Below are 23,744 nucleotides of genomic sequence, written 5' to 3'. Positions count from 1 at the left end.
GGAAAGGACGGCCGCCATGTCCGCGACCAGGATTCTCTGGGGGCAGGTCATCACGGTCTTCGCGATCGTCCTGCTGACGATCTGGACCGCGACGGAATGGACGGCCTGGCGGCTCGGCTTCCAGCCGCAGCTCGGGCAGCCCTGGTTCGAGCTGCTCCATTTTCCATTCTACCTTCCGCCTGCCTTCTTCTGGTGGTGGTACGCCTACGACGCCTATGCGCCCTCAATCTTTACTGAGGGCGGCTACATCGCCGCATCCGGTGGCATCATCGCCGCGGCGGTCGCGATCGGCATGTCGGTCTGGCGCGCCCGCGAAGCGAAGAATGCCGAGACCTATGGCTCCGCGCGATGGGCTGAAACGAAAGAGATCGAGCAGGCCGGATTGCTCCGGCCCGACGGCGTCGTGCTCGGCCGATTCGAGCGCGCCTATCTGCGCCATGATGGACCGGAGCATGTCCTGTGCTTTGCGCCAACCCGGAGTGGCAAGGGCGTCGGCCTCGTCATCCCTTCGCTGCTGACTTGGCCGGGCTCGGCGATCGTCCACGACATCAAGGGGGAGAACTGGCAGCTCACCGCCGGGTTCCGCGCACGGCACGGCCGCGTCCTTCTGTTTGATCCGACCAACGCGAAGTCGTCGGCCTATAACCCGTTGCTGGAAGTCCGCCGCGGCGAGTGGGAGGTGCGCGACGTCCAGAACATCGCCGACATCCTGGTCGACCCGGAGGGCAGCCTTGAGAAGCGGAACCACTGGGAGAAAACCAGTCATGCGCTCCTGGTCGGCGCGATTCTCCACGTCCTTTATGCCGAGGAGGATAAGACGCTCGCCCGGGTCGCTGCCTTCCTGTCCGATCCGAAGCGTCCGATCGAGTCGACGCTTGCCGCCATGATGCGGACGGCGCATCTCGGCGAGGCCGGTGTCCATCCCGTGGTCGCCTCCGCCGCGCGCGAGCTGCTGAACAAGTCCGGCAACGAACGCTCCGGTGTCTTGAGTACCGCCATGTCCTTCCTGGGCCTCTACCGAGATCCCGTGGTGGCGGAGGTGACGCGGCGCTGCGACTGGCGGATCACCGACATCGTCGGCGGAGAGCGAGCGACCACGCTGTACCTCGTCGTGCCGCCGTCCGACATCAATCGCACCAAGCCGCTGATCCGTCTGATCCTTAACCAGATCGGCCGCCGCCTGACCGAGGATCTTCAGGCCAAGGCCGGACGGCGCCGGCTCCTCCTGATGCTCGACGAATTCCCGGCGCTCGGCCGGCTCGACTTCTTCGAGTCCGCGCTGGCCTTCATGGCGGGTTACGGCATCAAGAGCTTCCTGATCGCCCAGTCGCTTAACCAGATCGAGAAAGCCTATGGGCCCAATAATTCGATCCTCGACAACTGTCACGTCCGAGTCAGCTTTGCGACCAACGACGAGCGGACCGCGAAGCGGGTGAGCGACGCACTCGGCACCGCGACCGAGATGAAAGCGATGAAAAACTATGCCGGCAGCCGGCTCGCGCCTTGGCTGGGCCACCTCATGGTGTCGCGGTCGGAGACGGCCCGTCCACTGCTGACGCCCGGTGAAATGATGCAGCTCCCGCCATCCGATGAGATCGTCATGATGTCGGGCCTCCATCCGATCAGGGCCAAGAAGGCGCGCTATTACGAGGACGGACGCTTCCAAGAGCGCATACTGGAGCCGTCGACCCCGACCAAATCCAATGACGGCCGGCCGGACGATTGGAGTTCACGGCCGCTGCCGCCGCACCCAACTCCATTGGTGTCGTCGACCGACGACCAGACGGATGACGAGGATCCAAAGACCGCGGATCGGCGGCGGCATCCGGAACTGGATCGAGACATCGTAGAAAAGAAGGAACCTCTCGATAACGAGTTCGCGTCTGACCTCGCCGACGAGTTCGACGAAGATGCCCCACGGATCAGGCGCATGAACGACATGATGCAGGGCGTCGCGCGCCAGGCCTCGCTCGATCCCGGCGATGATCTTGGATTATGAGGCAGGCATGGCCGCGCCGAAGAAAAAAGCCCAGATGTCGGTCTATCTCGATCCGGATGTCATGAAGGCGCTGTCGGCCTATGCCGCCCGGCGTGAGCAATCGTTGTCGCTCATCGCCGAAGCCGCCATTGCGTCCTTTCTGTCGCCGGATGCTGACGAGCGGCGGGAGGCCGCTATTGCCAAGAGACTCGACCAGATCGACCGCCGGATCGCCCGCCTTGAGCGGGACGTTGGGATTTCGATCGAGACCATCGCTCTCTTCGTCCGCTTCTGGCTCACGACGACACCGCCACTCCCAGAGCCGGCCGCAAAAGCGGCGCGGGCGCAGGCGGCCGCGCGCTACGACAATTTCGTCGCCGCGTTGGGCCGCCGACTCAATCAGGGCCCGAAGCTGCGGCAAGAGATTCCGCAGGACGTGCAGAGCTCGCCGCCGGACCCCTAATGTGGGTTCAGTCCGTTCTAAATGTGAAGAACGGAATAGAACCTACCGAAGTGCACCCTCTTCTAGGCGAGAGACACATAGATAAGGTCGCATACCTGTCAGATTGCCGCGCTAACCCACGTCCGGCACGGCAACGCGCAACCACGTGCTCAGTAGGCCAGGCAACGCTAGCCGCTCATCTATCGCGCGCGACTGGCACCCGGTAGAGCAGCGCCTTCATTGGCAGCCCGATGATCATTGACGCCAGCAGGGCGGTCAGGATGGTGACGACCCACAGGGGCACCCGCACCTTCTCCCACGCCCAGTCCCGCAGATCGTTGCTCTTCGCTTCAATCTCTTCCTTGATTTTCTGCCCTAATGCCTCGCCGAGCGCCTTGAACGGGGCCTTGTGCAGATCCGCGACCTTCTCGGCGATGTCATCCACCGGGATGGTCACCAGCTTGGCAATGTCCTCCGCCTTCGGAGCTGGCACCAGCTTGGCGATGGATTCCGCGGTCGGCAAGTTACAAGGAAGTGGAGTAGCACCCGGCCCCGGCGGCTGCCCGCCGCCGCCACCACGGAAGATCTGCCCGGGGTCGAGCGGGGGATGTGGCGCCGCCTGTTGAATCTGCCGAAGCACGCTTTGCGCCTGGCCGGCGAGTGTGGATTGAAGCAGGAAGAGCGCGGTGAGAGCAATCGCTTTGGTTTTCATAAAGAGTCCCTCGGTTGTGCTGAGGGCCAATGAAGCCAGAAATGGCGCACCCATACCAGACCATTCCACCTCCAACACACACACACCGAGCTGCGAACTGTCTCACGCGCCGTTCCTCGATACGGCGGCTTGGGCGCGTGCTGCTGCGGGCGTGCACCCCGCTCAGTCGACTTTCGTCGAATATATGCGCCCGCGTGCAGGATTTAGCTGTCAACACTCTGCTCGTTGCATCAATCGAGAACAGAATATTCGCTAGATTCACAAATCTCGAAGCGCATGAGGGAGCGGCTTTGTTATCACGGCTCAGCCCGGCCCCCGCATGCCAATTTTGTCATGGTCCGATCGGACGGCGACTGAGAATCGTTCTGAACATTGATGTCGAATAGGTGCATGCGAGACGGAGAAAAACCCTCCTGCCAGGAGTTGGCTAACCAGGAGTTGGTTAAGCAGCTCATGCCGGTGTTGGCAGCAGCGAACGATGGCGGCTGTCTGCAAGAACCGTCCATCCGAAATAGTTACTGGCCCGCCGCGAAGATCGTTGCTTGGCTTCGACGAGCCATTTTCGGTCAACTCCGAAGAGTCCAGAGATTTCCCTCGTCCCATTGGTTGCGAAACGACATCGGTTTGACCGCGGACACGACGAAATCGGTGTCTGATCGAATTGTAGAGCTGAGACGAGCGCATTGCGGATGGCTCTAGCTGCGCTGAAGGCGCTGCATGGCTGATCGACTCAATTCGTTCCACCGAACGCTGCGTGGCTAGCAAGCGCTCGGCGATATCCGAATCGGCTCATACCTGACGGGGCGTCCGCAGATGAGCTTACACCTAGCAAGTATTTTTTCTCTGCTCTACGCCCGCTCCCTACGACGCCTGAATACTTGTTGAACTGCCCCAGTTCATGCCTTTTCTATCCATCCCCGTCGCCGATCGCTTACCGCGATTGGCCATCGGGGGACGATCGTGGCGGGCACACCACTCCATTCGGAAGCGTTTTCGCGTGGCGCACGCATGCTGCGCACCGCGCTTGGCCCCGCGATCGCGACCTTCCTCGAAGACCCCTCGATCGTCGAGGTGATGCTCAACCCCGACGGTCGGCTCTGGATCGACCGGCTGTCCGGCGGGCTGGAGGATAGCGGACGAACGATGTCCGCTGCCGACGGCGAGCGGATCGTGCGCCTGGTCGCCCATCATGTCGGCGCTGAGGTGCATGCCGAGAAGCCGCGCGTCTCGGCCGAGCTTCCCGAGACGGGGGAGAGGTTCGAGGGGCTTCTCCCGCCCGTCGTTGCGGCGCCGGCCTTTGCGATCCGCAAGCCCGCCGTCGCGGTTTTCACGCTGGACGACTACGCGGCGGCTGGAATCATGAGGGTGGGCCAGGCGGGCGTGCTCCGCGAGGCTGTCGCTGCCCGCAAGAACATCCTGGTCGCCGGCGGCACATCGACCGGCAAGACCACGCTGACGAACGCGCTGCTGGCTGAGATCGCCGGCACCACCGATCGCGTGGTCCTGATCGAGGATACGCGCGAGCTGCAATGCCGCGCTCCGAATCTGGTCGCGCTGCGCACCAAGGACGGCGTCGCGTCCCTGTCCGATCTGGTCCGCTCCTCGCTCCGCCTACGCCCCGACCGGATTCCGATCGGCGAGGTACGAGGCAGCGAAGCGTTGGAGCTGCTCAAAGCCTGGGGCACGGGGCACCCCGGTGGGATCGGAACGATTCACGCCGGCACGGCGCTGGGTGCGCTTCGCCGCCTCGAGCAGCTGATCCAGGAAGCTGTCCTCACTGTTCCCAAGGCGCTGATTGCCGAGACCATCGATCTCGTCGCGGTGCTGCGCGGCCGTGGCAGCGAACGCCGCCTCGCCGAACTCGCTCTCGTCGCCGGCCTCGATCCCGCCACCGGCGATTACCGCGTCCAGTCGGCCGGGGCGGGCGGCCAATCCTCACTTCCCGGAGACCCGTCATGATTCAGTGCCCTCCCGCGATCCGTCGTGTTCATCGCCGCTTCGCCGACCTCGCGGCGATTGCCTTCTTCTCCATCGCTTTAGCCCCTGCGGCCTACGCCTCCGGCTCCTCGATGCCGTGGGAGACGCCGCTCAATCAGATCCTGGAGTCGGTGCAAGGTCCGGTCGCCAAGATCATGTCGGTCATCATCATCACCGTGACCGGCCTGACGCTCGCGTTCGGCGATACGTCGGGCGGCTTCCGCCGGTTGATCCAGATTGTTTTCGGCCTGTCGATCGCCTTCGCCGCGTCGAGCTTTTTCCTGACCTTCTTCAGCTTCTCCGGCGGAGCGTTGGTGTGATGGCTGCGATCGTCGATCCGGAAGTGCCGGGCTTCTTCGCGCCGGTCCATCGCGCGCTCACCGATCCGATCCTGATGGGCGGCGCGCCCCGCACGGTTGCGATCGCCAACGGCACGTTGGCGGCGGCAATTGCACTCGGCCTCCACCTCTGGATTCCCGGAGCGCTGATTTGGGCCGTGGGGCATGCCGCTGCGGTCTGGGCGGCCAAGCGCGACCCGCAATTCGTGGACGTCGTTCGACGTCACCTCCGCTATCCATCCTATCTCCGCGTGTGAGGCTTGCATGCTGAACCTCGCCGAATACCGCAACCGGCCCACAAGCCTCGCCGACTTCCTGCCCTGGGCCGCTTTGGTCGAGAAGGGCGTCGTCCTCAACAAGGACGGCGCGTTCCAGCGCACGGCGCGCTTCCGCGGTCCGGATCTCGACAGCGCGACGCCGGCCGAGCTCGTCGGCGTGACCGCCCGCCTCAACAACGCGTTGCGGCGTCTCGGCTCAGGCTGGGCGATCTTTGTCGAAGCCCAGCGCATCGCCGCCCAGACTTATCCGCACAACACTTTTCCAGACGCCGCATCAGCGCTGGTCGACCTGGAGCGGCGGGACGCTTTCGAGGAGGCAGGTGCGCATTTCGAGAGCCGCTATTTCCTGACCTTCGTCTGGCTGCCGCCGGCCGAGGACGCCTCGCGCATCGAGAACTGGCTCTATGAGGGCCGTGCGCAGAGCGGCGTCGATCCACACGAGCTCCTGCGTGGCTTCATCGATCGGACCAACCGCGTCCTGCAACTGGTCGAAGGGTTCATGCCCGAGGTGGCGTGGCTCGGTGACGGCGAGACGCTGACCTACCTGCATTCGACCATCTCCACCCGGCAACAGCCCGTGCGTGTCCCCGAAACGCCGATGCATCTCGACGCGCTGCTCGCGGATGAGCCGCTCGCAGGCGGCCTCGAGCCGCGTCTGGGGAGCCACCACCTTCGCACGCTCACTGTGGTCGGCTTTCCGACCGCGACGCATCCCGGGATCCTCGACGAGCTGAACCGGCTTGCCTTTCCCTACCGCTGGTCGACGCGCGCAATCCTCCTCGACAAGACCGAGGCGGTGAAGCTGTTGACCAAAATCCGCCGACAGTGGTTTGCCAAGCGCAAGTCGATCGCCGCCATCGTCAAGGAGGTGATGACCAACGAGGCCTCGACCCTGGTCGATAGCGACGCGGCGAACAAGGCCGCCGATGCCGATCTCGCCTTGCAGGAACTGGGTACCGACGATGTCGGTCAGGCCTACATCACCGCGACCGTCACCGTCTGGGATGAGGACGGAGGTCTCGCCGCCGAGAAGCTGCGCCTCGTCGAGAAGGTGATTCAGGGGCGCGACTTCACCTGCATGCCGGAAGGGGTGAACGCGCTCGAAGCCTGGCTCGGCTCACTGCCCGGGCACGCCTACGCCAACGTCCGCCAGCCGCCGCTCTCGACATTGAACCTGGCTCACATGATACCGCTTTCGGCGGTCTGGGCCGGGCCGGACCGCGATGAGCATTTCCGCAGCGCTCCGCTGTTCTTTGGCAAGACCGAGGGCTCGACGCCGTTCCGCTTCTCGTTGCACGTCGGCGACGTTGGCCACACCCTGATCGTCGGGCCGACCGGCGCTGGCAAGTCCGTGCTGCTGGCGCTGATGGCGATCCAGTTCCGGCGCTACCGGAAGAGCCAGATCTTCGCCTTCGATTTCGGCGGCTCGATCCGCACGGCGGCGCTTGCCATGGGCGGCGACTGGCACGACCTCGGCGGAAGCCTGTCGAACAGCGCTGACGATTCCGTCTCTCTTCAACCGCTGTCACGCATCGGCGATGCGGCGGAGCGCGCCTGGGCGGCCGAATGGGTGACCGCGATCCTCGCCAAGGAGGGCGTCACCATTGATCCGACCGTGAAGGAGCACGTCTGGTCCGCGTTGACGTCACTGGCATCCTCGCCCGTCGAGGAGCGCACGATTACCGGCCTGACGGTTCTATTGCAATCGACCGCTCTCAAGCAGGCACTGCAACCTTATTGCGTCGGCGGCTCCTCCGGCCGCCTGCTCGACGCGGAAGCCGAGCAACTTGGTTTTGCGTCGGTGCAGGCGTTCGAGACCGAGGGCTTGATTGGCGTTGGAGCTGCGCCTGCCGTCCTCACCTATCTCTTCCATCGCATCGAGGGACGGCTCGACGGCCGGCCAACGCTCCTCATCATCGACGAGGGGTGGCTCGTCCTCGACGATCCGGCCTTCGCGCAACAGCTCAGGGAATGGCTGAAGACGCTCCGGAAGAAGAATGCCTCCGTCGTGTTCGCGACCCAATCGCTCTCCGATATCGACGGCAGCAACATCGCACCCGCAATCGTCGAGAGCTGCCCGACGCGCATCTTCCTGCCGAATGAGCGCGCGATCGAACCGCAGATCACCGCCATCTACCAGCGGTTTGGCCTAAACGACCGCCAGATCGAGATCATCGCGCGGGCGACGCCGAAGCGCGACTACTACTGCCAGTCTCGCCGCGGCAATCGGCTCTTTGAGCTCGGCCTCGGGCCGGTCGCGCTGGCCTTCTGCGCCGCGTCCTCCAAGGCCGACCATGCCGCCATCGAACGGCTGCTCGCCGAGCACGGCCACGACGACTTCACGCCCGCTTGGCTCGCTGATCACGAGTTGCTCTGGGCCGCCGATCTCATCCCTGACCTGATAAATCTGGAGGTGCAATCATGATCGCTCATCAGACGCGGCGCGCAAGCTTGACCGCTGCGACCGCTCTCTCGCTTGCCTTGTCGATCTCGCCGCCTTTGACGGCGCCGGCCTCTGCGCAGTGGATCGTCTATGATCCCACGAACTTTAGCCAGAACGTGCTGACCGCGGCGCGCGAGCTGCAGCAGATCAACAATCAGATCCAGATGCTGAACAATCAGGCCCAGAGTCTGGTGAATCAGGGAAAGAACCTCGTCAACCTGCCGTTGTCGACGCTGACTCAGCTCCAGGCACAGGTCGCACGGACTCAGTCGCTGCTGAGCCAGGCTCAGAACATCGCGTTCAACGTCGAGCGCATCCAGACGGCGTACTCTAGCGTCTACGGCACGGCGGCGGGCGCGGGTTCCAATGCGACAATGTTTGCCGCGGCTCAAACCCGCTGGCAGAACTCGGTGGGTGCTTTTGAAGACTCACTGAAAGTGCAGGCCGGCGTCGTCGGCAATATCTCGACCAACTCCAGCGCCATGAGCTCGCTGGTTACCGCCAGCCAGTCGGCAAGCGGCGCCTTGCAGGCCGCTCAGGCTGGCAACCAGCTCCTCGCCCTGCATTCCCAGCAGCTCTCCGATCTCGTCGCGGTGCTCGCCGCGAAGGGACGGGCGGATGCGTTGGAGCAGGCACGCGTGACGGCGACCGAATCGCAGGGCCAGCAGCAATACAAGATCTTCTCGACACGCAGCGGCTATCAGCCCGGCAACGTCACCATGTTCAGCGGCAACTGAGGCACCGATCATGGAGCGTTCGGATATCCTTCGCGCAGGCGCGATGATCATCGTGTTCGCGATGTTTCTCGCCGCGCTGCACGTCATCCACCGGCGTCCGGCGGAGCGTCCCGTATCCAATGCCCCCTCTGTCTCCGCTCCCGATGATCTCTCGGCCGAGCTGCGCCGCTGCGGCGCGCTTGGTCCCCAGGATGCCGAAGATCCGCACTGCCAGGCGGTCTGGAAGGAGAACCGCGCGCGCTTCTTCGGCGGGCCGGCGCGGCCACTTCTGCCGCAGGCCGCGCCGGCCACACAGCCGATGACGAACGCACCGCAGGGAGAGAAGCGATGAACAATGTCGGCGTTATCGACACCTTCCTCAATACCTTCACGACCTACATCGATTCGGGTTTCGGCCTGATCAAAGGCGAGGTCACGTATTTGTCGTCGACGTTGATCGTCATCGACATCACGTTGGCCGGCCTGTTCTGGGCCTGGGGCGCGGACGAAGACATTCTCCAGCGGCTGGTGAAGAAGACCCTCTACATCGGCTTCTTTGCCTTCATCATCACCAACTTCACCAAGCTCTCAGGCATCATCTTCAATGGCTTCGCTAGCCTCGGCCTGAAGGCCGGCGGCTCGTCGATCTCGACCGCGGACTTCCTGCGGCCCGGCAGGCTTGCGCAGGTCGGCCTCGATGCCGGACAGCCGCTGCTCGACTCCGCAAGCCAGATGATGGGCTTCACCAGCTTCTTTGCGAATTTCGTTCAGATTGCCGTGCTGATGGTCTCCTGGCTGCTGGTGCTGATCGCCTTCTTCATTCTGGCGGTGCAGCTGTTCATCACGCTGCTCGAGTTCAAGCTGACGACGCTCGCTGGCTTCATCCTCATTCCGTTCGCGCTCTTCAACAAGACCGCCTTCCTCGCAGAGAAGGTGCTGGGCAACGTCGTTGCGTCCGGCGTGAAAGTCATGGTGCTCGCTGTCATCGTCGGCATCGGCACCGGGCTCTTCTCCCAGTTCACGACCGCCTATGCTGGTGGCCAGCCGACCATCGAGCAGGCTCTTTCTGTCGTGCTGGCGGCGCTCGCCATGCTCGGTCTCGGCATCTTCGGGCCCGGCATCGCCACCGGTCTTGTTTCCGGCGCGCCGCAGCTTGGTGCGGGCGCTGCCGTCGGCACGGGTCTGGCTGTTGCCGGTACAGCGATGGTCGGCGGCGCGGCGCTCGGTTTGGCCGGAAGGGGAGTGATGGCAGCTAGCTCCGGTGCTGCGGCCGCCGCGCGTGGTGGTGTTGCGATGGCGGGCGGTGTGTCCTCCACCTACAGCCTCGCATCGGCCGGTCGGTCCGGCGCTGGCGGCGTCGCGTCCGGTCTCGGCGGCGTGGGCCGTGCTGCGGCCAGTGCAGCGGCAGCTCCCGCAAGACGCGCCGCTGCGCGAGCAACGGGGGCAATGACGGAGAGTTTTAGCTCTGGTGCCCGTGCCGGCGTCGCCAACACGGGTGGCTCCTCGACGATGGGGACCATCGGGAGCGGCACCGCCGCAAACGATGAAGCTGCATCTCAAGCAGCGAGCGAGAGCGGTCCGCCTGCCTGGGCCCAGCGCGTCAAGCGCAATCAGACCGTCATTCACGGCGCTCAGACAGCCGCGCAGGCCCTCAAATCCGGCGACAGCCATGGCGGAGGCCACTCCGTCGACCTCTCGGGAGGAGAATAACGAATGTCAGTTTTCCGGCGATCGTCCGTGCGCTACGGCCGCACGAGCGAACCCGAAACCCCCTACCAGCGCGCAGCGCAAGTTTGGGATGAGCGCATCGGCTCGGCCCGCGTCCAGGCCAAAAACTGGCGGCTGATGGCCTTTGGGTCGCTGATCCTTAGCTGCGGCCTTGCCGGCGGGCTCGTCTGGCAATCCACGCACGGCACCGTCGTTCCCTGGGTGGTGCAGGTCGACAAGCTCGGCGAGGCGCAAGCCGTGGCGCCCGCGACCGCTGACTACAGGCCAAACGACCCGCAGATTGCCTGGTATCTCGCTCACTTCATCCAGATCGTTCGTTCGCTTCCGGCCGACCCGATCATCGTGCGGCACAACTGGCTGCAGGCCTATGCTTTCACGACGGCGGCGGGCGCGGCGGCGCTCAACGATTACGCCCGCGCCAATGACCCCTTCGCCAATCTCGGCAGGCAACAGGTCGCCATCGACGTCTCCAGCGTCATCCGCGCCTCGCCCGACAGTTTTCGCGTCGCCTGGGTCGAACACCGCTTTCAGGATGGGGCGCTCGCCGGCACCACACGTTGGACCGCGATCCTCACTATCGCGATCCAGCCACCCACCGACGCCGATCGGCTCCGCAAGAATCCACTCGGCATCTACGTCAACGCCATCAACTGGTCGAAGGAGCTGGGACAATGACCCCGCCGATTTCCTCAAAAGCCGGCGGTCCGGCTTTACGTTTCTCCATCGTTCACCAAAGCCGGAAAGACGGCGATACGTGCTTCCGTAAATCCGGCTTTGCGCCTTTGCTGATGTTCGCCTTGGCGCTTGGTGGCTGCGCGCACAATTTCATCCCGCCCGACATTAACTACGATAGTGCGGAGCCAGCGACGCTCACCGTCGATCCGCCGCCTCCCGTCAAGATCGTGGAATTGCCTCAGCCCCTGCCGCTGCCTGGGCAGTTGAAACCGCTCGCCGCCGGCAAGCGCGTCCCGGAGGCCGCCGATCCAAAGGTTCGCCTCAAACAGGCCAACGCCGCGGCACGTGTGCAGCCGGTCCGCAACGGATTCATCAACGCGGTACAGGTCTATCCGTTCTCCGGCGGAGCCCTCTACCAGGTCTATGCGGCGCCCGGCCAGATCACCGATGTCGCCCTCCAGGAGGGCGAGCAACTCGTCGGCTCGGGTCCGGTTGCCGCCGGGGACACTGTGCGCTGGATCATCGGCGATACCGAGAGCGGGGCGGGCGCGACCAAGAAGATCCACATCTTGGTCAAGCCGACGCGGCCGGAATTGGTCACCAATCTCGTGATCAACACCGACCGGCGAACCTATCTCCTCGAGCTGCGCTCGACGGAGAAGACCTACATGGCCTCGGTCTCCTGGCAGTATCCCGAGGACCAACTGATTGCACTTCGGCGGCAGAATGCAGCCGCTGAAACTGCGGCCCCCATTGCGGCCGGCGTCGATCTCGCTTCGATCAATTTCCGCTATTCGATCGAGGGCGATGATCCGGCCTGGCGTCCGCTGCGCGCTTTTGACGACGGCAACAAGGTCTATATCGAATTTCCCAGCGGGATTGTCCAGGGTGAGATGCCGCCACTGTTCGTCATTGGCCCGGCCGGCGGCTCCGAACTGGTGAACTACCGGGTCAACCGCAACTACTACATCGTCGACCGCCTGTTCGCCGCCGCCGAATTGCGTCTTGGTGACAAGGACAGCGAGCGGCGCGTGCGTATCGTCCGCACCGACGGAAGGTCGCGCTCATGGCGATAGGCAGGGAAGTCGAACATCAAGGCGATACTCCGTCCGTCGCGCCGCCGGACCTTCGGCTCCGAGGCGAGCGGCCCCGTGTCACACGGCTCTCGCGCAAGGTCCTTGTCGGCCTCGGCGCGGTGTCTGCCCTGGCAGTCGCGGGCGCGCTCGGCTATGCCCTCCAGACCGGCAATAAGCCGCAGAGCGGCCAAGAACTGCTCAGCACCCAGAACCGACCTTCGGCCGAGGGGCTGGCCGGGTTGCCGAAGGACTATACTGGCCTGCCGCGTCAAGCGCCGCCGCTCGGGCCGCCGCTGCCCGGCGATCTCGGCAAGCCGATCCTCAACGCAGGCGCCGCACCGAACACCATAGCGGCGACGTCTGATCCCGAGACGCAGCACAGGGTCCAGGAAATCGAGGCGGCGCGGGTTAGCCGCCTCTTTGCCCAAACTGCTCAGCAACCGCAGAGCATGGACCAACCAATCCCGAATGCCTCCACTGGCACCACGCCGACTCCGGCCGCGACACCACCTGTCGATGCAGGATCCGCCCAGAACATGCAGGACCGCAAGACGGCCTTCCTCAACGCTCCGACAGACAAGCGCACGGTCAGTCCAGATCGGCTCGAAGCCAAGGCCTCTCCCTACATCGTGCAGGCCGGCACAGTGATCCCGGCTGCGCTCATCACGGGCATTCGTTCCGATCTGCCTGGCCAAGTCACCGCCCAGGTGACCGAGGCTGTCTATGACAGCCCTTCCGGCAAATATCTTCTGGTTCCCCAGGGTGCGAAGCTGATCGGCCAATACGACAGTTCCGTCGCCTTCGGCCAGTCCCGTATCCTCTTAATCTGGACCCGCATCATCATGCCGGACGGCAACTCGATCGTGCTCGAGCGCCAGCCCGGCGCCGACACCGGTGGTTATGCCGGGCTTGAGGATGAGGTCGACAACCATTGGGGCATGCTGTTCAAAGCCGCCGTCCTCTCGACCATGCTCAGCGTTGGAGCGGAGGCGGGCACGAGCCAGAACGAGAACAACCTCGTTCAAGCAATCCGTAGTGGCGCGTCCAACAGCATCAGCCAGACGGGTCAGCAGATCGTGCAGCGCCAGCTCAACATCCAGCCGACGCTGACCATCCGGCCAGGTTTCCCGGTGCGGGTCAGCGTTACGCGAGACCTGGTGCTGGCTCCGTACGGAAAGGGAGGGACGCCATGACGAAGCTCAAGCTTGGGCCGCTTGAAGACGACAAGCCGGTGAAGCTCACGATCGAGCTGCCGGCGGCGGTCTTCAGGGATCTCAAAAGCTACGCCGAGATTCTGACGCGTAGCGGAGGCACGACCACACCGACCGAGCCCGCCAAATTGATCGCGCCCATGATCGAGCGTTTCATGGCAACCGACCGCGCCTTTGCAAAAGCTCGCCGAAATGCGGCTCAGGTCGTCTCTGGATCAGCCGAGAGGTCTGGATAGCGTTCCCGAAGCAGGGCGAGGAACGGACGCAGTGACGGATTGCAGTTGTCTTGTCGCCAATAAGCGCGGAAGCTCAGCCGCGTCGGACCCTCCGCATCATGGACCTCGCGGAAGGTCACTCCCTGATAGGCCGCGCCGGTCGCGCCTTCCAAAGTCAGCAGGACACCCCAGCCCGCGCCCACCAAAGTGAGAAGCCGGTCGAGCGCCACATCATGGTGAAGCAGCCAACACGGATCGGACCCACCCAATTTGCTGACGAGAAGCTTGAGCAATTCCGGTGCCGGGCCATGCTGTGACAACAGAAGCGCTTCCTCCCTCAGTTCGCCCCAGTGAACCACATCACGCCTTGCCAGCGGATGGCCCTTGGGGAGGGCGACGACGACACGTTCGCTCCAGAGCGACAAGCACCCGTCGCTCCAGCTTGAATTGGGTTCGGCCACAAAGGCGACGTCAATGGCGGAACTGGCTAGATCGGAGATCAGATGGTCTCTCGATCCGTCTACCAGATGCGTATCAGCATCGGGGAAGCGGTGCCGGTGGTCAAGGAGGGTGGCCCGGAGATTGCCGGCTGAGAGTGAGGCGTGGACGCCGATGGTCAATCGGCCGCTCTCGCCTCGCCAATGAGTCTTGAGGCGAGCGGCGATCGCTTCCGTTTCATCCACGATGCGCTGGGCGGCATCGAGGAATTCTTGCCCTTCGAGGGTCGGTCGCGTGCCGGCGTAAGTGCGCTCGAAGAGAGCGCCGCCCAACTTGTATTCGAGATTGCGCAGGCGACGACTAAGAGTCGACTGCTTGATTCTGAGCGTTTCTGCCGCTTGGCGGAGGCTTCTGTGGTGAGATGCGGCGATTGCCCAGCGTAGATCTCTTAATTCCACTGGCGTGGTCGGAGCCCTATGGCGAATTGCCGGTGACCAAACTGTTTTTTGAATGGTTCACTCCATTTGTTTGCGCTGCTTCAGCGCCTTCTTCGCGCTAGCCCTGACGCAGCCATTGAGCGCCTTCGTGAAGGCATTGGAGGTTCTGGCGACCGACCGCAATGGCGTGTAAAAGAGCCAACGTAGGCTTCCGCCCCGACCAAAAAATCGCTGTCGACTTCAGATTGAACCGCATGTAGCTGCCCGCCAGCTAAGAGGCTAAAGCGCGTCCATTCGACGAACTCAACCGCGAAAAGGTCAGGAGCTTCGGTAAGATAATTGCGAGAAGGTTTAGCTATCTGCCCTCGGTTGCCTCCTTTTCAAAGGATTCGGCGATCTCGTTTCCCCGACCAATGATCGAACCGAGCTTGGCGCATTCGACAACTCGTTCACTGAGTGGCGCGCCGACGCTGGCTCTTGCCATCGGAGTGCAATCGCCTCGGCGAGCGTTACGGGCGGGTTCAGACGAAGTTCTGCTTGAGCAAGACGGCTGGGCCGTTTGCTGGAATTATGCCACCAAAATACAATCTATTTGATTAGATGACGACTCGGCCTCACGACAATCCATCGCCAAATCAGATCGGTCCATCACATTAGTTGGTGGTTGCGCTTGGATGCGCCGCCGAGGTTGCGAACAAGGTTGCAGCGGAACCGCCGGTCGCGGGAGGCCACGGTTATCGCCTCAGCCTCATCGAGCGCTCCTTCTGAGATGCGGGGAGCCATCGCATGGGACCTTCGAACGTGATTGCTCCTGACTGGATCGGCAAAGTAGCCCTACCGCCTCAGCATTCATTAATGAGTCTGCACCCCGCTAATAGTAGCGTTATAGTCAGTGGTTTGACGGTCAGAGCGAATGGCATGCTTGGCACATGAAAACTCGTGCGCTAGTGGCTTGGAATGTGCGTCGGATTCGGGCGAAACGCGGTATTTCCCAAGAGAGATTGGCTTACCAAGCCGGGATTGACCGCTCTTACATGGCCAGTCTTGAGCGGCAATCGAAAAATCCGACAATTGATCTCCTCGATCGCATCGCCGAAACGCTGGGCGTTCATTTGTCCGAATTCTTTGCTCGGCCGTCCAAACATGCGGTGTCTTGCAAGACCTCGCCTAAACGCCGTAAGTCAGCGCGTCTCGGCAAGCCGCGTGTCCAAAAGAACAAACGCAACGGTCCGACGCCACAGAATTTCGAATGAGGCCTCGGCGAGAAGCGTGGAGCCCGAACAGATCGGGCGCCGGCTTTCGCACCAGCCGATGCACGCCCGCGTAGGCTATCAACTCGCGGCCTTGAACCGGCAACTCTCGATATCACTGGTGAGCCAGCTACGCTGGCGAGGCTACAGGCACGCAGCAGCGGCTCCTCGTCGACCTTGAACCCGATCATGGTGAACTCGCCGCTGCGGAAGCGGAACGACGAATCCCGCGTGGTGGTGAAGCTGAAGAGATTGTCGGTCCAGTGGGGGCTACTAAGCTATGAAGATGGAGATGCGGGCGGCAATATGGAATCCCTGATACCGGCGAATGGATCCAGCATGTCTCGCCTACTGGGACACGATCTTCGGCGGTTACTTCTCGTCCTATGGCGCCATCTTCGACGCCACGACAAAGGCGTGCCGAGGTGTCTGTGTCGACTACTATACCGCATTCAGAGCGACCAGTTTGGCCAGTGTCGAGCAAGCGGGGATGTTGCCTATCCCGCAACAGTGGGCAGTTAGGTGCTTACACCGAAGCGGCACCGCATTTTCTACATGATGAAAACTATCTGACAGGTTCCAAATATTGGCCGCCTACAAGATCTGGCAGGGGCCTAGCTTAGCCAGCTTATGTATATAGCGGAACCCCTGTCCCGCATTTTGCGCGGGGACACGCGGCAGGTAACGGAGGTCACAGATGGCATACAAGAAACTCATCAATCAAAGCGGCCTGACACTTACGGTGTTGCTCATCACGCGCGTTGGCTCAGAGCCGAACCAGTCCGGACAGATCGTCGCAACGGCGCTACCGGTGGGTGGCAAGCAGACGATTGAGTATGGCAGTGCGCAGAATCCCTTCCTCAACGGGCTCGTGATTTCCTCATCTTCCGATGGCGCGTTTTCGAACGGGTCGCAGATCGTGACGACTCGGGGCAGCAGCTGGGATACTGTCCTGAACACGCACGATACCCTTACCTTTAGCGGAGCGGGTGGGCTGAACGTGGTGGGCTCGAACATATAACCCGCCACGGCACCGACGGTCCCGCGGTGGCGGACTTGGCCGCTCCTGGCTGGCAAGCCGATCCTGGCGGCGTCGCCGCCCTGCTCGGATGAGTGCAGCTGATGGACTGAAAGGCAACTCTTGTGACTTCCGCGCCCGTGCAGCGGTGATCACCCGTGCCGGGGTGTTGGATGACTTCGCCGGAGACGAACCATGATGCCTTCACTTTGGTTGTCCAACAGGACCCCAGGTGCTCTGAAGAAAGGCCCGCGAGTTCATGAAAGGACCGCGCGGGATCATCATGGAATGACGGTATAGCATATGAGTACCAATCTTATGTTGCACGAGCCGCCCAACGCGCTGCGGCTGATCACACAGGCGTATACGAGCCTTCTCATTATCGGCTTCGCCCTGCTGCCCACTCAGTTCATCGCTTACCTTTATTTCCAGCAGGATCCCGCGCTGAAGTTTGAAGACCACCTGTTCCACGAATTCGCCATCGCCGTCGCCACCCTCGAGGGGCTGTTCGTCACATATGTGACGTGGCGTTGCTATCGGTCTTCAGGCGAGCCGTTGTTGCGGTGGTTGACCCTTGGTTTTCTGGCCTTCGTGCTGATCTATTCGCTGCACGGCGCCTTCACCGGGATGGCACATCGCAATATTTGGCTGTTTCTGCTCTATGGGCCGGCGTCGCGTCTGGCGATGTCGATTTTGCTCTTCGTCGGGCTACTCAGCTACAACCAGCCGTCAGACGAGCTTGAGAAGCGCTCGGACACGCGCGCGTGGCTCATGTGGATTGGCCTGTTCCTTACGGTGGACCTAGCTGTCGCACTTGTCGCCTATTCACGCTATGCTGGGCATCCGGTGGTCCGCCTGTCCATGGAGGGCGGCGCATTGCTATTCAGCGCGCTGAACGTCGCGGCCTTGCTCATGCGACGGATTCACTCACCGCTGATGCTTGTTTTCGGCGTTTCTGTCACATGGTTTGCGTTATCGTCGCTCGCATTCATTTTGGCCGCGCCGTGGAATCATATGTGGTGGCTGGCTCACGCGATCTTTGCTGGCGGCTTTTTTCTGCTCAGTTATGGCGTCGTCCGAGCTTTCCGAACAACGCAATCGTTCGCGACCATCTATAGCCAGGAAGAAATGACCGCCCGCCTGGCCAAATCGATGGCTGACACTCAAAAAGCACTCCAGCAAGTGCAAATGAGCAATCAAAGGTTGGAGCGGCTTGCCGCCACCGACCCACTAACCGGTGCCGGGAATCGGCGCCACTTCATCGAGCATATCGGCGCAGAGATCGCGCGTGCCAAACGGACCGGTGCTCCGTTGGCTCTGCTATCGCTCGATCTCGACCATTTCAAGGATATCAACGACTCGCGTGGTCACAGCGTCGGCGATGAGGTCCTGCGCGTATTCGTGCGAAAGTGCCTGGAGGCAATCCGGCCTTACGACTCTGTCGCGCGCGTGGGCGGTGAAGAATTCATGGTACTGCTGCCGGGGGCGACGCTCGACGCGGCTTGCGCGGTCGCCGAGCGCCTTCGGTCGGCCATCGAACGCACCGCATTCGACGTCGGAGCCGAACCGTCGGTCGGCGTCACCATCAGTGTTGGAGTGTCGGAGTTCGGGCGCGATGGAGACACGCTCGACGGGTTCTTGAACGTCGCCGACCAGCGACTCTATCGTGCAAAATTTGAAGGTCGCAACCGCGTGGTTGTCGCCTAGGTTATCCTTCGTCGCTCACTTCGTCTCTGGTGCTCTGGGCCCCGACGTTCGTTCTCGCTATCATTCTCCGAGTCAAAGCCGCAACTCCACTAACAATTATTCGTTCATGGTCCATCCATTGCAACATTTGCAGGTAGATTCGCACCACAATAGGTTGCTGCCGGGAGCTGTCATGTCGTTGCTTGCTACAACAGCGCTTGACAGCCATTGTTCCGTCGAGCGCTCAACTGGCAGCAGCCGCCTCACCTCGCCAAGGCGGCCGGCCCTTGGCGCGCGCCGCGATTACCGATCCGCTGGCCAGGCACTCGGCAGAATGTCGGGATCAGGGAGCACAACTGACAGGAACCTAGTCGCGCCGATTGCTATCCCACGTGAACTAGCGGCTCGCGCTCCAGGGTGTTCAAGTGGCAGATGTAACTCATTGCTTGGGCCGCGCTAACGATGTGCGAACGTGCAGGTCGCTCGAACACAACTTCTGCCCGGCAACTATCGCTACCCGATGGCTCATTGCAGCTTCCGAAGCCGCAACTGAAGTTCGGCAATCGGCGCAACATCTGGTTCTCAGTTAACAACCGCGCTGCGGGCGCCAACCTCACTGGACCACTCTACGTTGCGAAATTTCGACTGAGATGAAAATTTCAACTCCACGATTGCGAATATTGCACTTCGATTGGCGCCGTTCTGCCACGAGAGACTTCATTGCTCTTTTCGGCGGCGTCGTTCTCGCTTCACTCTTAGCGCATCTCTATGGGCTTGGCCCCCGTTTGGCGCAGCTGGGACGGCGCTATGTGGATTCGGTACTCGACGACATTATATTCATTGTGTTCGTCGCGTTCTTGCTGAGCATTGCACTATCAATCTTTAGTGTTCGGCGCTACCGAGAACTCGCCCGCGGAATTGACGCACGAACCATTGCAGAAGGGGACGTCCGCGATTTGGCGCGACACGATCCATTGACTGGCTTGCCGAACCGCCGCCTGTTTGATGAGAAACTTGATCTGTGCGCTGGCCTCGCCACCGACACGCATCAAGTCGCTGTTCTGATGCTCGGCCTCGACGGCTTGAAGCGGATCAAGGATACGCACGGCCATGAAGCGGTGGACAAGGCACTCTGCGAACTTGCCACAAGGCTTATCGACATCTTGCGCAAGGATGGCCTCCTGGCGAGGATCGGAGGCGACGAATTCGGGATCGTCCTGCCCAGCATTAGCTCCCTCGAAGATCCCGCCAACCTGGCGCGCCGTATGATGGCGTCCGCCGCCGATACTTTCGCGATTGAGACTGGCGCAGCCGAGCTTAGTCTTGGCATTGGCATCGCCATCGCTCCGATTGATGGCGTCAACCCCCACGAATTGGTCAGGCGCGCAGAACGCGCGCTTTATCGCGCGCAGAGCGACGGCAGGTCGCGTGTTCGCTTTTTCGAACCGGACATGGACATACATGTCGAGCGGCGCATCAATATTGAGCGTGAGCTTCGGAGCGCTATCGCGGCGGATATTATCGAGCCCCACTACCAGCCGGTGGTTTCACTCGAAAGTAATCGCATCGTCGGGTTCGAGGCGTTGGCGCGTTGGGAAAACAGGACATTAGGGCATATCCCGCCCGACGTGTTTATTCCAATTGCAGAAGAAACTGGCCTCATCAACGCTCTTGGAGATCAGGTTTTTCGCCGCGCGTGTCTTGATGCCGCTGCGTGGCCGAAGACGTTCTCGCTTGCCTTCAACATTTCGCCTATTCAATTGCGGGATTCCGCGCTTGGAGGGCGCATTATATCAATCCTTGAGCAAACCGGCTTTAGTCCATGCCGCCTGGAGATTGAAATTACCGAGAGCGCGTTCGTGGAACGGAACGGGGCTGCGAAGACCGTGATTGACGAACTTCGTCAAGCCGGCGTCCGCATCGCGCTCGATGATTTTGGAACAGGTTATGCTACGCTTAGCCAGCTGCTTTCGTTTCGTCTTGACAAGATCAAAATCGATCGCAGCTTCGTGTCGCATCTCGACGAGAGCACCGACAGTCGGGTGATCGTTCGTGCTATACTCGGCCTTGCTAAAGGGTTTGGTTTGACGACCACGGCCGAGGGAGTCGAAGACGAAGGCCAACTTGTCTATCTGGTGGCCAATGGTTGCACAGAAGGACAAGGCTACTTGTTCAGTGGTCCCGTTCAAGCCGCCGGTATCCCCGCGCTGCTTGATCGCCAAGCCCGCCGCGGACCGGTTACTGAAGATGGAGCAAGAAACCTACATGCGTGAGTCGACGCGCTGAGTTCAAGCGTGCTCGGGAGGCGCTTGATTAGAATGAGGCGTGTAGATCTGCCGCACTGCATTTGACGCGTTGCCGGCAATTGCATTGTTGCTCAAAGGCGCATTCACTTAGACGGGGCGTGGGCTCTTAAGAAATCACATTGGCTCGATCACTGGTAGCGGCCTGTCGTGCACACCGTTTTGCACCTGCTCCAACGTCAACGCTTAGGGGCATCCGCGAACTGCGATCAGATATCAGAAGTCCGGATATCGTCTCAAAGATCCGTCACCAAGGCCCCTAATGCCTCTCCGACTGAAACGCCGGAGCTGACCGTTCTGGTCTCCTAACGACTCCTGATTGCGCCAGGGAGTGCGTAAGCGCCCGGTTATGGCCGCCTTTCGTTGTGGGGTTCGGATCGGATAGCAGCTTGGCTCCGGGGCGCTGAAGATAGTGTCCACGAGCGGAGCTTAATGGACACGATCGTGAGGGATGGAGTGGCTGACGAAGATTTTCGTGGTGCGACGGCACGCGCCCGTCGGCGCAAGTCATATACGCTCGAAGAGAAGCAGCGACTGGTGGCTGAGAGCTGTGAGCCCGGCGCGTCGGTATCACTGGTGGCTCGGCGGCACGATATCAATGCGAATCTGTTGTTCACGTGGCGCCGGCAGATGCGCACGCCAGCGTCGGCGGCTTCGCCGCTGGAATTGATTCCGGTCGAGGTCATCAGCGATGTGCAGGCTGCCTCACCATCCGTGGCCCCTGGGGCAGAACGGTGCGGCGTGATTGAGATCGTCCTGATCGGCGGTGTGCGCCTGCGAGTTGACGCCGAGATCAGCGAGGCAGTGTTGCGGCGAGTGCTATCTGCTCTGAAGGCGGCGGCATGATCGCGCCCGGGTCTGGGGTGCGAGTCTATCTGGCGACGCAGCCGTGCGATATGCGCAAAGGGATGGATGGTTTGGCGGCCCAGGTCCAGAACGTGCTGGCCGCCGATCTCTTCTCGGGGGCGCTGTTCGTGTTCCGCGGCAAGCGCGGCGACATGTTGAAGATCCTGGCCTGGGATGGAAGTGGGATGTGCCTGTTCGCCAAGCTGGTTGGAGCAAGGAAAGTTCGTCTGGCCGCCGATCGTGGCGGGTCGGCTTCAGCTGACACCACCCCAGCTGGCCTTGCTCGTCGAAGGCATCGATTGGCGGCGGACGGTCGCGCCTGAACCGGTCATACGTCCTGAAGCTGTCTAATAAGCTCCCGAGTCCGAAGATTTATTCTCGCTCCTGAGTCATGACCTTGCTATAAGCCGGCATGTCTCTCGCCACTGCGGAATTGCCGTCGGATCCGGACGCCCTGCGCGCGTTCGCGGCAGCTTTGCAGGCCGAGCTCTACGCCAAGACGCTGCATATCGAGAAGTTGAAAGCCCAGTTGGCGACGCTGCGGCGCGCGCGCTTCGGCCAGTCGTCTGAGAAGCTCGATCGGCAGATCGATCTGCTCGAGCTGATCATCGGCGATCTGGAGGAAGCCGAGGCCGCCAGCGAAGCCCGCCAGGATGCGACTGCGGCGACGCCAGGCGCGATGCCGGTGTTGACCGGGCGCCGGCGTGTGGGCAATCGCCGGCCGCTGCCCGATCACCTGCCGCGCGAGATCATCACCCACGGCGGGGTTTGCGCCTGCCCGGCCTGCGGCTCCGAGCGGTTGCGCAGGATCAGCGACGATGAGCGGGAGGTGCTGGAATATGTACCATCACACTTCAAGGTCATCGTGCATGTGCGGCCGAAACTGAGCTGCCGGGACTGCGAGGCCATTACGCAGCCGACGATGCCAAGCCTGCCTATCGAGTGCGGCAGGCCCGGCCAAAAGTTGATCGCCCATGTGCTGGTCTCCAAATATTGCGACCACCTGCCTTTGAACCGACAGTCCGGAATCTACGCGCGCGAGGGCGTCGACCTGGATCGATCGACCCTGGCCGATTGGGTCGGACGGGCCGCATGGCTGATGGCGCCGGTAGCTGAGCGCATCGGCGACTACGCTCGCGCCGGCCCGACCATCCATGCCGACGACACGCCGATCCCGGTTCAGGATCCCGGACGCGGGCGCACCAAAAGCGGCCGGCTATGGGTCGTTGTGCGCGATGAAGGCACCTGGGGCTCGCCCAATCCACCGGCGGCCTACTATCGCTACTCGCCTGACCGCAAAGGTGAGCACGCTCAAGCCATTCTGGCGCCTGCATCCGGCTTCCTGCACGCCGACGCCTATGCCGGGTTTGACAAACTCTACGAACCGGATCCGCTCACCGGCTGCCCGCGCCCGGAGCCGGTCGCGTGCTGGGCCCATGCGAGACGCGAACTGTTCGACGAGCACGCGAGGACCAAATCGCCGATCGCGCGTCAGGCGCTGGACAAGATCGGCGCGGTCTTCGCCGTCGAGCGCGAGATCAACGGCCGAAGTGCCTCGGATCGTCTGGCCATGCGCCAGGCTCAAAGCGTGCCGTTGCTGGCCGACCTTAAGGATTACCTGGAGACAAGCCTCGGCAGGATCAGTCGCAAGGGAGACCTCGCCAAGGCCATCCGCTACAGCCTCAATCGCTGGAAGGCGCTCTCCCGGTTCACCGAAGATGGCCGTCTTGAGATGACCAACAATGCCGCCGAACGTGCGATCCGCCCGCTGACGCTCGGACGACGCAACTGGACCTTCCTCGGCTCGGACTCCGGTGGCGAGCGTGCTGCGGTCTTCTACACCCTGATCCAGACGGCGCTATGCCGCGCGCGGCATAGGCAGGTTTATGCCGCCCGCCGAACTATGCCGAGTCGGGTCGTTTTCCCCAGATTTCTCGCTGACCGGCGTTTGGTCGGTTCGGCATAGTTCGTTCTGTG

Annotated in this window: 21 protein-coding genes and 2 pseudogenes; 20 read left to right on the top strand and 3 right to left on the bottom strand. The window is 62.2% G+C overall.

Features of this window, described 5'->3' with window-relative positions; all coding sequences use genetic code 11:
- The first annotated feature begins 16 nt into the window (after positions 1 to 16).
- Together I6F38_RS11840 and I6F38_RS11835 are read left to right on the top strand one after the other, a co-directional pair.
- Complete coding sequence (locus tag I6F38_RS11840; protein ID WP_225160427.1) at positions 17 to 1,999, top strand: conjugal transfer protein TraG; 1,983 nt, start codon at positions 17 to 19, stop codon at positions 1,997 to 1,999.
- Between the two features lie 7 nt (positions 2,000 to 2,006).
- Positions 2,007 to 2,441: a dolichyl-diphosphooligosaccharide--protein glycosyltransferase subunit 2 gene (locus I6F38_RS11835; protein ID WP_225160426.1), complete on the top strand. Its 435-nt coding sequence runs from the start codon at positions 2,007 to 2,009 to the stop codon at positions 2,439 to 2,441.
- A gap of 175 nt (positions 2,442 to 2,616) precedes the next feature.
- Here the strand turns inward: I6F38_RS11835 and I6F38_RS11830 are convergent, their stop codons facing one another.
- Complete coding sequence (locus tag I6F38_RS11830) at positions 2,617 to 3,132, bottom strand: hypothetical protein (protein ID WP_225160425.1); 516 nt, start codon at positions 3,130 to 3,132, stop codon at positions 2,617 to 2,619.
- A 960-nt stretch (positions 3,133 to 4,092) separates the two neighbouring features.
- Here I6F38_RS11830 and trbB point away from each other — a divergent pair.
- From trbB to I6F38_RS11775, 11 genes are read left to right on the top strand one after another with little or no spacing between them, the layout of a single operon-like run.
- Positions 4,093 to 5,091, top strand: coding sequence for a P-type conjugative transfer ATPase TrbB (gene trbB / locus I6F38_RS11825; protein ID WP_225160424.1), 999 nt, complete (start codon positions 4,093 to 4,095; stop codon positions 5,089 to 5,091).
- Complete coding sequence (locus I6F38_RS11820) at positions 5,088 to 5,429, top strand: TrbC/VirB2 family protein (protein ID WP_225160423.1); 342 nt, start codon at positions 5,088 to 5,090, stop codon at positions 5,427 to 5,429. The genes trbB and I6F38_RS11820 overlap by 4 nt, the downstream gene beginning before the upstream one ends.
- Positions 5,429 to 5,704 carry a VirB3 family type IV secretion system protein gene (locus I6F38_RS11815; RefSeq protein ID WP_225160422.1) on the top strand — a complete coding sequence of 92 codons (276 nt, stop codon included), beginning with the start codon at positions 5,429 to 5,431 and terminating at the stop codon, positions 5,702 to 5,704. Before I6F38_RS11820 ends, I6F38_RS11815 begins: the two co-directional genes overlap by 1 nt.
- Positions 5,705 to 5,711: 7 nt before the next feature.
- Positions 5,712 to 8,150 (top strand): conjugal transfer protein TrbE, encoded by a 2,439-nt coding sequence (gene trbE, locus I6F38_RS11810; protein WP_225160421.1) that lies wholly within the window; start codon positions 5,712 to 5,714, stop codon positions 8,148 to 8,150.
- Positions 8,147 to 8,905, top strand: a complete 759-nt coding sequence (trbJ, locus tag I6F38_RS11805) for a P-type conjugative transfer protein TrbJ (protein WP_225160420.1) — start codon at positions 8,147 to 8,149, stop codon at positions 8,903 to 8,905. The genes trbE and trbJ overlap by 4 nt, the downstream gene beginning before the upstream one ends.
- A gap of 10 nt (positions 8,906 to 8,915) precedes the next feature.
- Positions 8,916 to 9,236, top strand: coding sequence for a putative entry exclusion protein TrbK-alt (gene trbK-alt / locus I6F38_RS11800; protein WP_225160419.1), 321 nt, complete (start codon positions 8,916 to 8,918; stop codon positions 9,234 to 9,236).
- On the top strand, positions 9,233 to 10,594 hold the full coding sequence (gene trbL / locus I6F38_RS11795; protein ID WP_225160418.1) for a P-type conjugative transfer protein TrbL: 1,362 nt from the start codon (positions 9,233 to 9,235) through the stop codon (positions 10,592 to 10,594). Before trbK-alt ends, trbL begins: the two co-directional genes overlap by 4 nt.
- Before the next feature lie 3 nt (positions 10,595 to 10,597).
- Positions 10,598 to 11,287: a conjugal transfer protein TrbF gene (gene trbF / locus I6F38_RS11790; RefSeq protein ID WP_225160417.1), complete on the top strand. Its 690-nt coding sequence runs from the start codon at positions 10,598 to 10,600 to the stop codon at positions 11,285 to 11,287.
- On the top strand, positions 11,284 to 12,363 hold the full coding sequence (gene trbG / locus I6F38_RS11785) for a P-type conjugative transfer protein TrbG (protein WP_225160509.1): 1,080 nt from the start codon (positions 11,284 to 11,286) through the stop codon (positions 12,361 to 12,363). The genes trbF and trbG overlap by 4 nt, the downstream gene beginning before the upstream one ends.
- Positions 12,354 to 13,556, top strand: a complete 1,203-nt coding sequence (locus I6F38_RS11780) for a TrbI/VirB10 family protein (RefSeq protein ID WP_225160416.1) — start codon at positions 12,354 to 12,356, stop codon at positions 13,554 to 13,556. Before trbG ends, I6F38_RS11780 begins: the two co-directional genes overlap by 10 nt.
- Positions 13,553 to 13,810: a DUF2274 domain-containing protein gene (locus tag I6F38_RS11775; RefSeq protein WP_016843881.1), complete on the top strand. Its 258-nt coding sequence runs from the start codon at positions 13,553 to 13,555 to the stop codon at positions 13,808 to 13,810. The genes I6F38_RS11780 and I6F38_RS11775 overlap by 4 nt, the downstream gene beginning before the upstream one ends.
- On the opposite strand, the gene I6F38_RS11770 is transcribed toward I6F38_RS11775, so the two are convergent.
- Entirely contained in the window at positions 13,774 to 14,685 is a 912-nt protein-coding gene (locus I6F38_RS11770; protein ID WP_085970796.1) for a LysR family transcriptional regulator, read from the bottom strand. The two genes, I6F38_RS11775 and I6F38_RS11770, sit on opposite strands and share 37 nt — an antisense overlap.
- Before the next feature lie 908 nt (positions 14,686 to 15,593).
- Between I6F38_RS11770 and I6F38_RS11765 the strand changes: the two genes are divergently transcribed.
- Entirely contained in the window at positions 15,594 to 15,917 is a 324-nt protein-coding gene (locus I6F38_RS11765) for a helix-turn-helix transcriptional regulator (RefSeq protein WP_225160415.1), read from the top strand.
- Positions 15,918 to 16,048: 131 nt separating this feature from the next.
- Here I6F38_RS11765 and I6F38_RS11760 read toward each other — a convergent pair.
- Positions 16,049 to 16,255, bottom strand: a pseudogene (locus I6F38_RS11760) (ferredoxin--NADP reductase); the annotation flags it as partial.
- A 356-nt stretch (positions 16,256 to 16,611) separates the two neighbouring features.
- Here I6F38_RS11760 and I6F38_RS11755 point away from each other — a divergent pair.
- From I6F38_RS11755 to I6F38_RS11730, 6 genes and pseudogenes are all read left to right on the top strand, one after another.
- Positions 16,612 to 16,935 carry a hypothetical protein gene (locus I6F38_RS11755; RefSeq protein ID WP_018268871.1) on the top strand — a complete coding sequence of 108 codons (324 nt, stop codon included), beginning with the start codon at positions 16,612 to 16,614 and terminating at the stop codon, positions 16,933 to 16,935.
- Between the two features lie 300 nt (positions 16,936 to 17,235).
- Positions 17,236 to 18,639, top strand: a complete 1,404-nt coding sequence (locus I6F38_RS43970; protein ID WP_018268870.1) for a GGDEF domain-containing protein — start codon at positions 17,236 to 17,238, stop codon at positions 18,637 to 18,639.
- A 629-nt stretch (positions 18,640 to 19,268) separates the two neighbouring features.
- Positions 19,269 to 20,891, top strand: a complete 1,623-nt coding sequence (locus I6F38_RS11745; RefSeq protein WP_225160414.1) for an EAL domain-containing protein — start codon at positions 19,269 to 19,271, stop codon at positions 20,889 to 20,891.
- Positions 20,892 to 21,353: 462 nt separating this feature from the next.
- Positions 21,354 to 21,767, top strand: coding sequence for a transposase (locus tag I6F38_RS11740; protein ID WP_225160413.1), 414 nt, complete (start codon positions 21,354 to 21,356; stop codon positions 21,765 to 21,767).
- Positions 21,764 to 22,118, top strand: a pseudogene (tnpB, locus tag I6F38_RS11735) (IS66 family insertion sequence element accessory protein TnpB). Before I6F38_RS11740 ends, tnpB begins: the two are co-directional and overlap by 4 nt.
- Positions 22,119 to 22,179: 61 nt before the next feature.
- Complete coding sequence (locus I6F38_RS11730) at positions 22,180 to 23,733, top strand: IS66 family transposase (RefSeq protein ID WP_225160412.1); 1,554 nt, start codon at positions 22,180 to 22,182, stop codon at positions 23,731 to 23,733.
- Positions 23,734 to 23,744 lie beyond the last annotated feature (11 nt).

Origin of the sequence: Bradyrhizobium sp. BRP56 (assembly GCF_020194035.1) — a bacterium.
Classification (GTDB): domain Bacteria; phylum Pseudomonadota; class Alphaproteobacteria; order Rhizobiales; family Xanthobacteraceae; genus Bradyrhizobium; species Bradyrhizobium australafricanum.
Note: the sequence above shows the minus strand (reverse complement) of the source record. Positions and strands in the feature narration are given on the sequence as shown.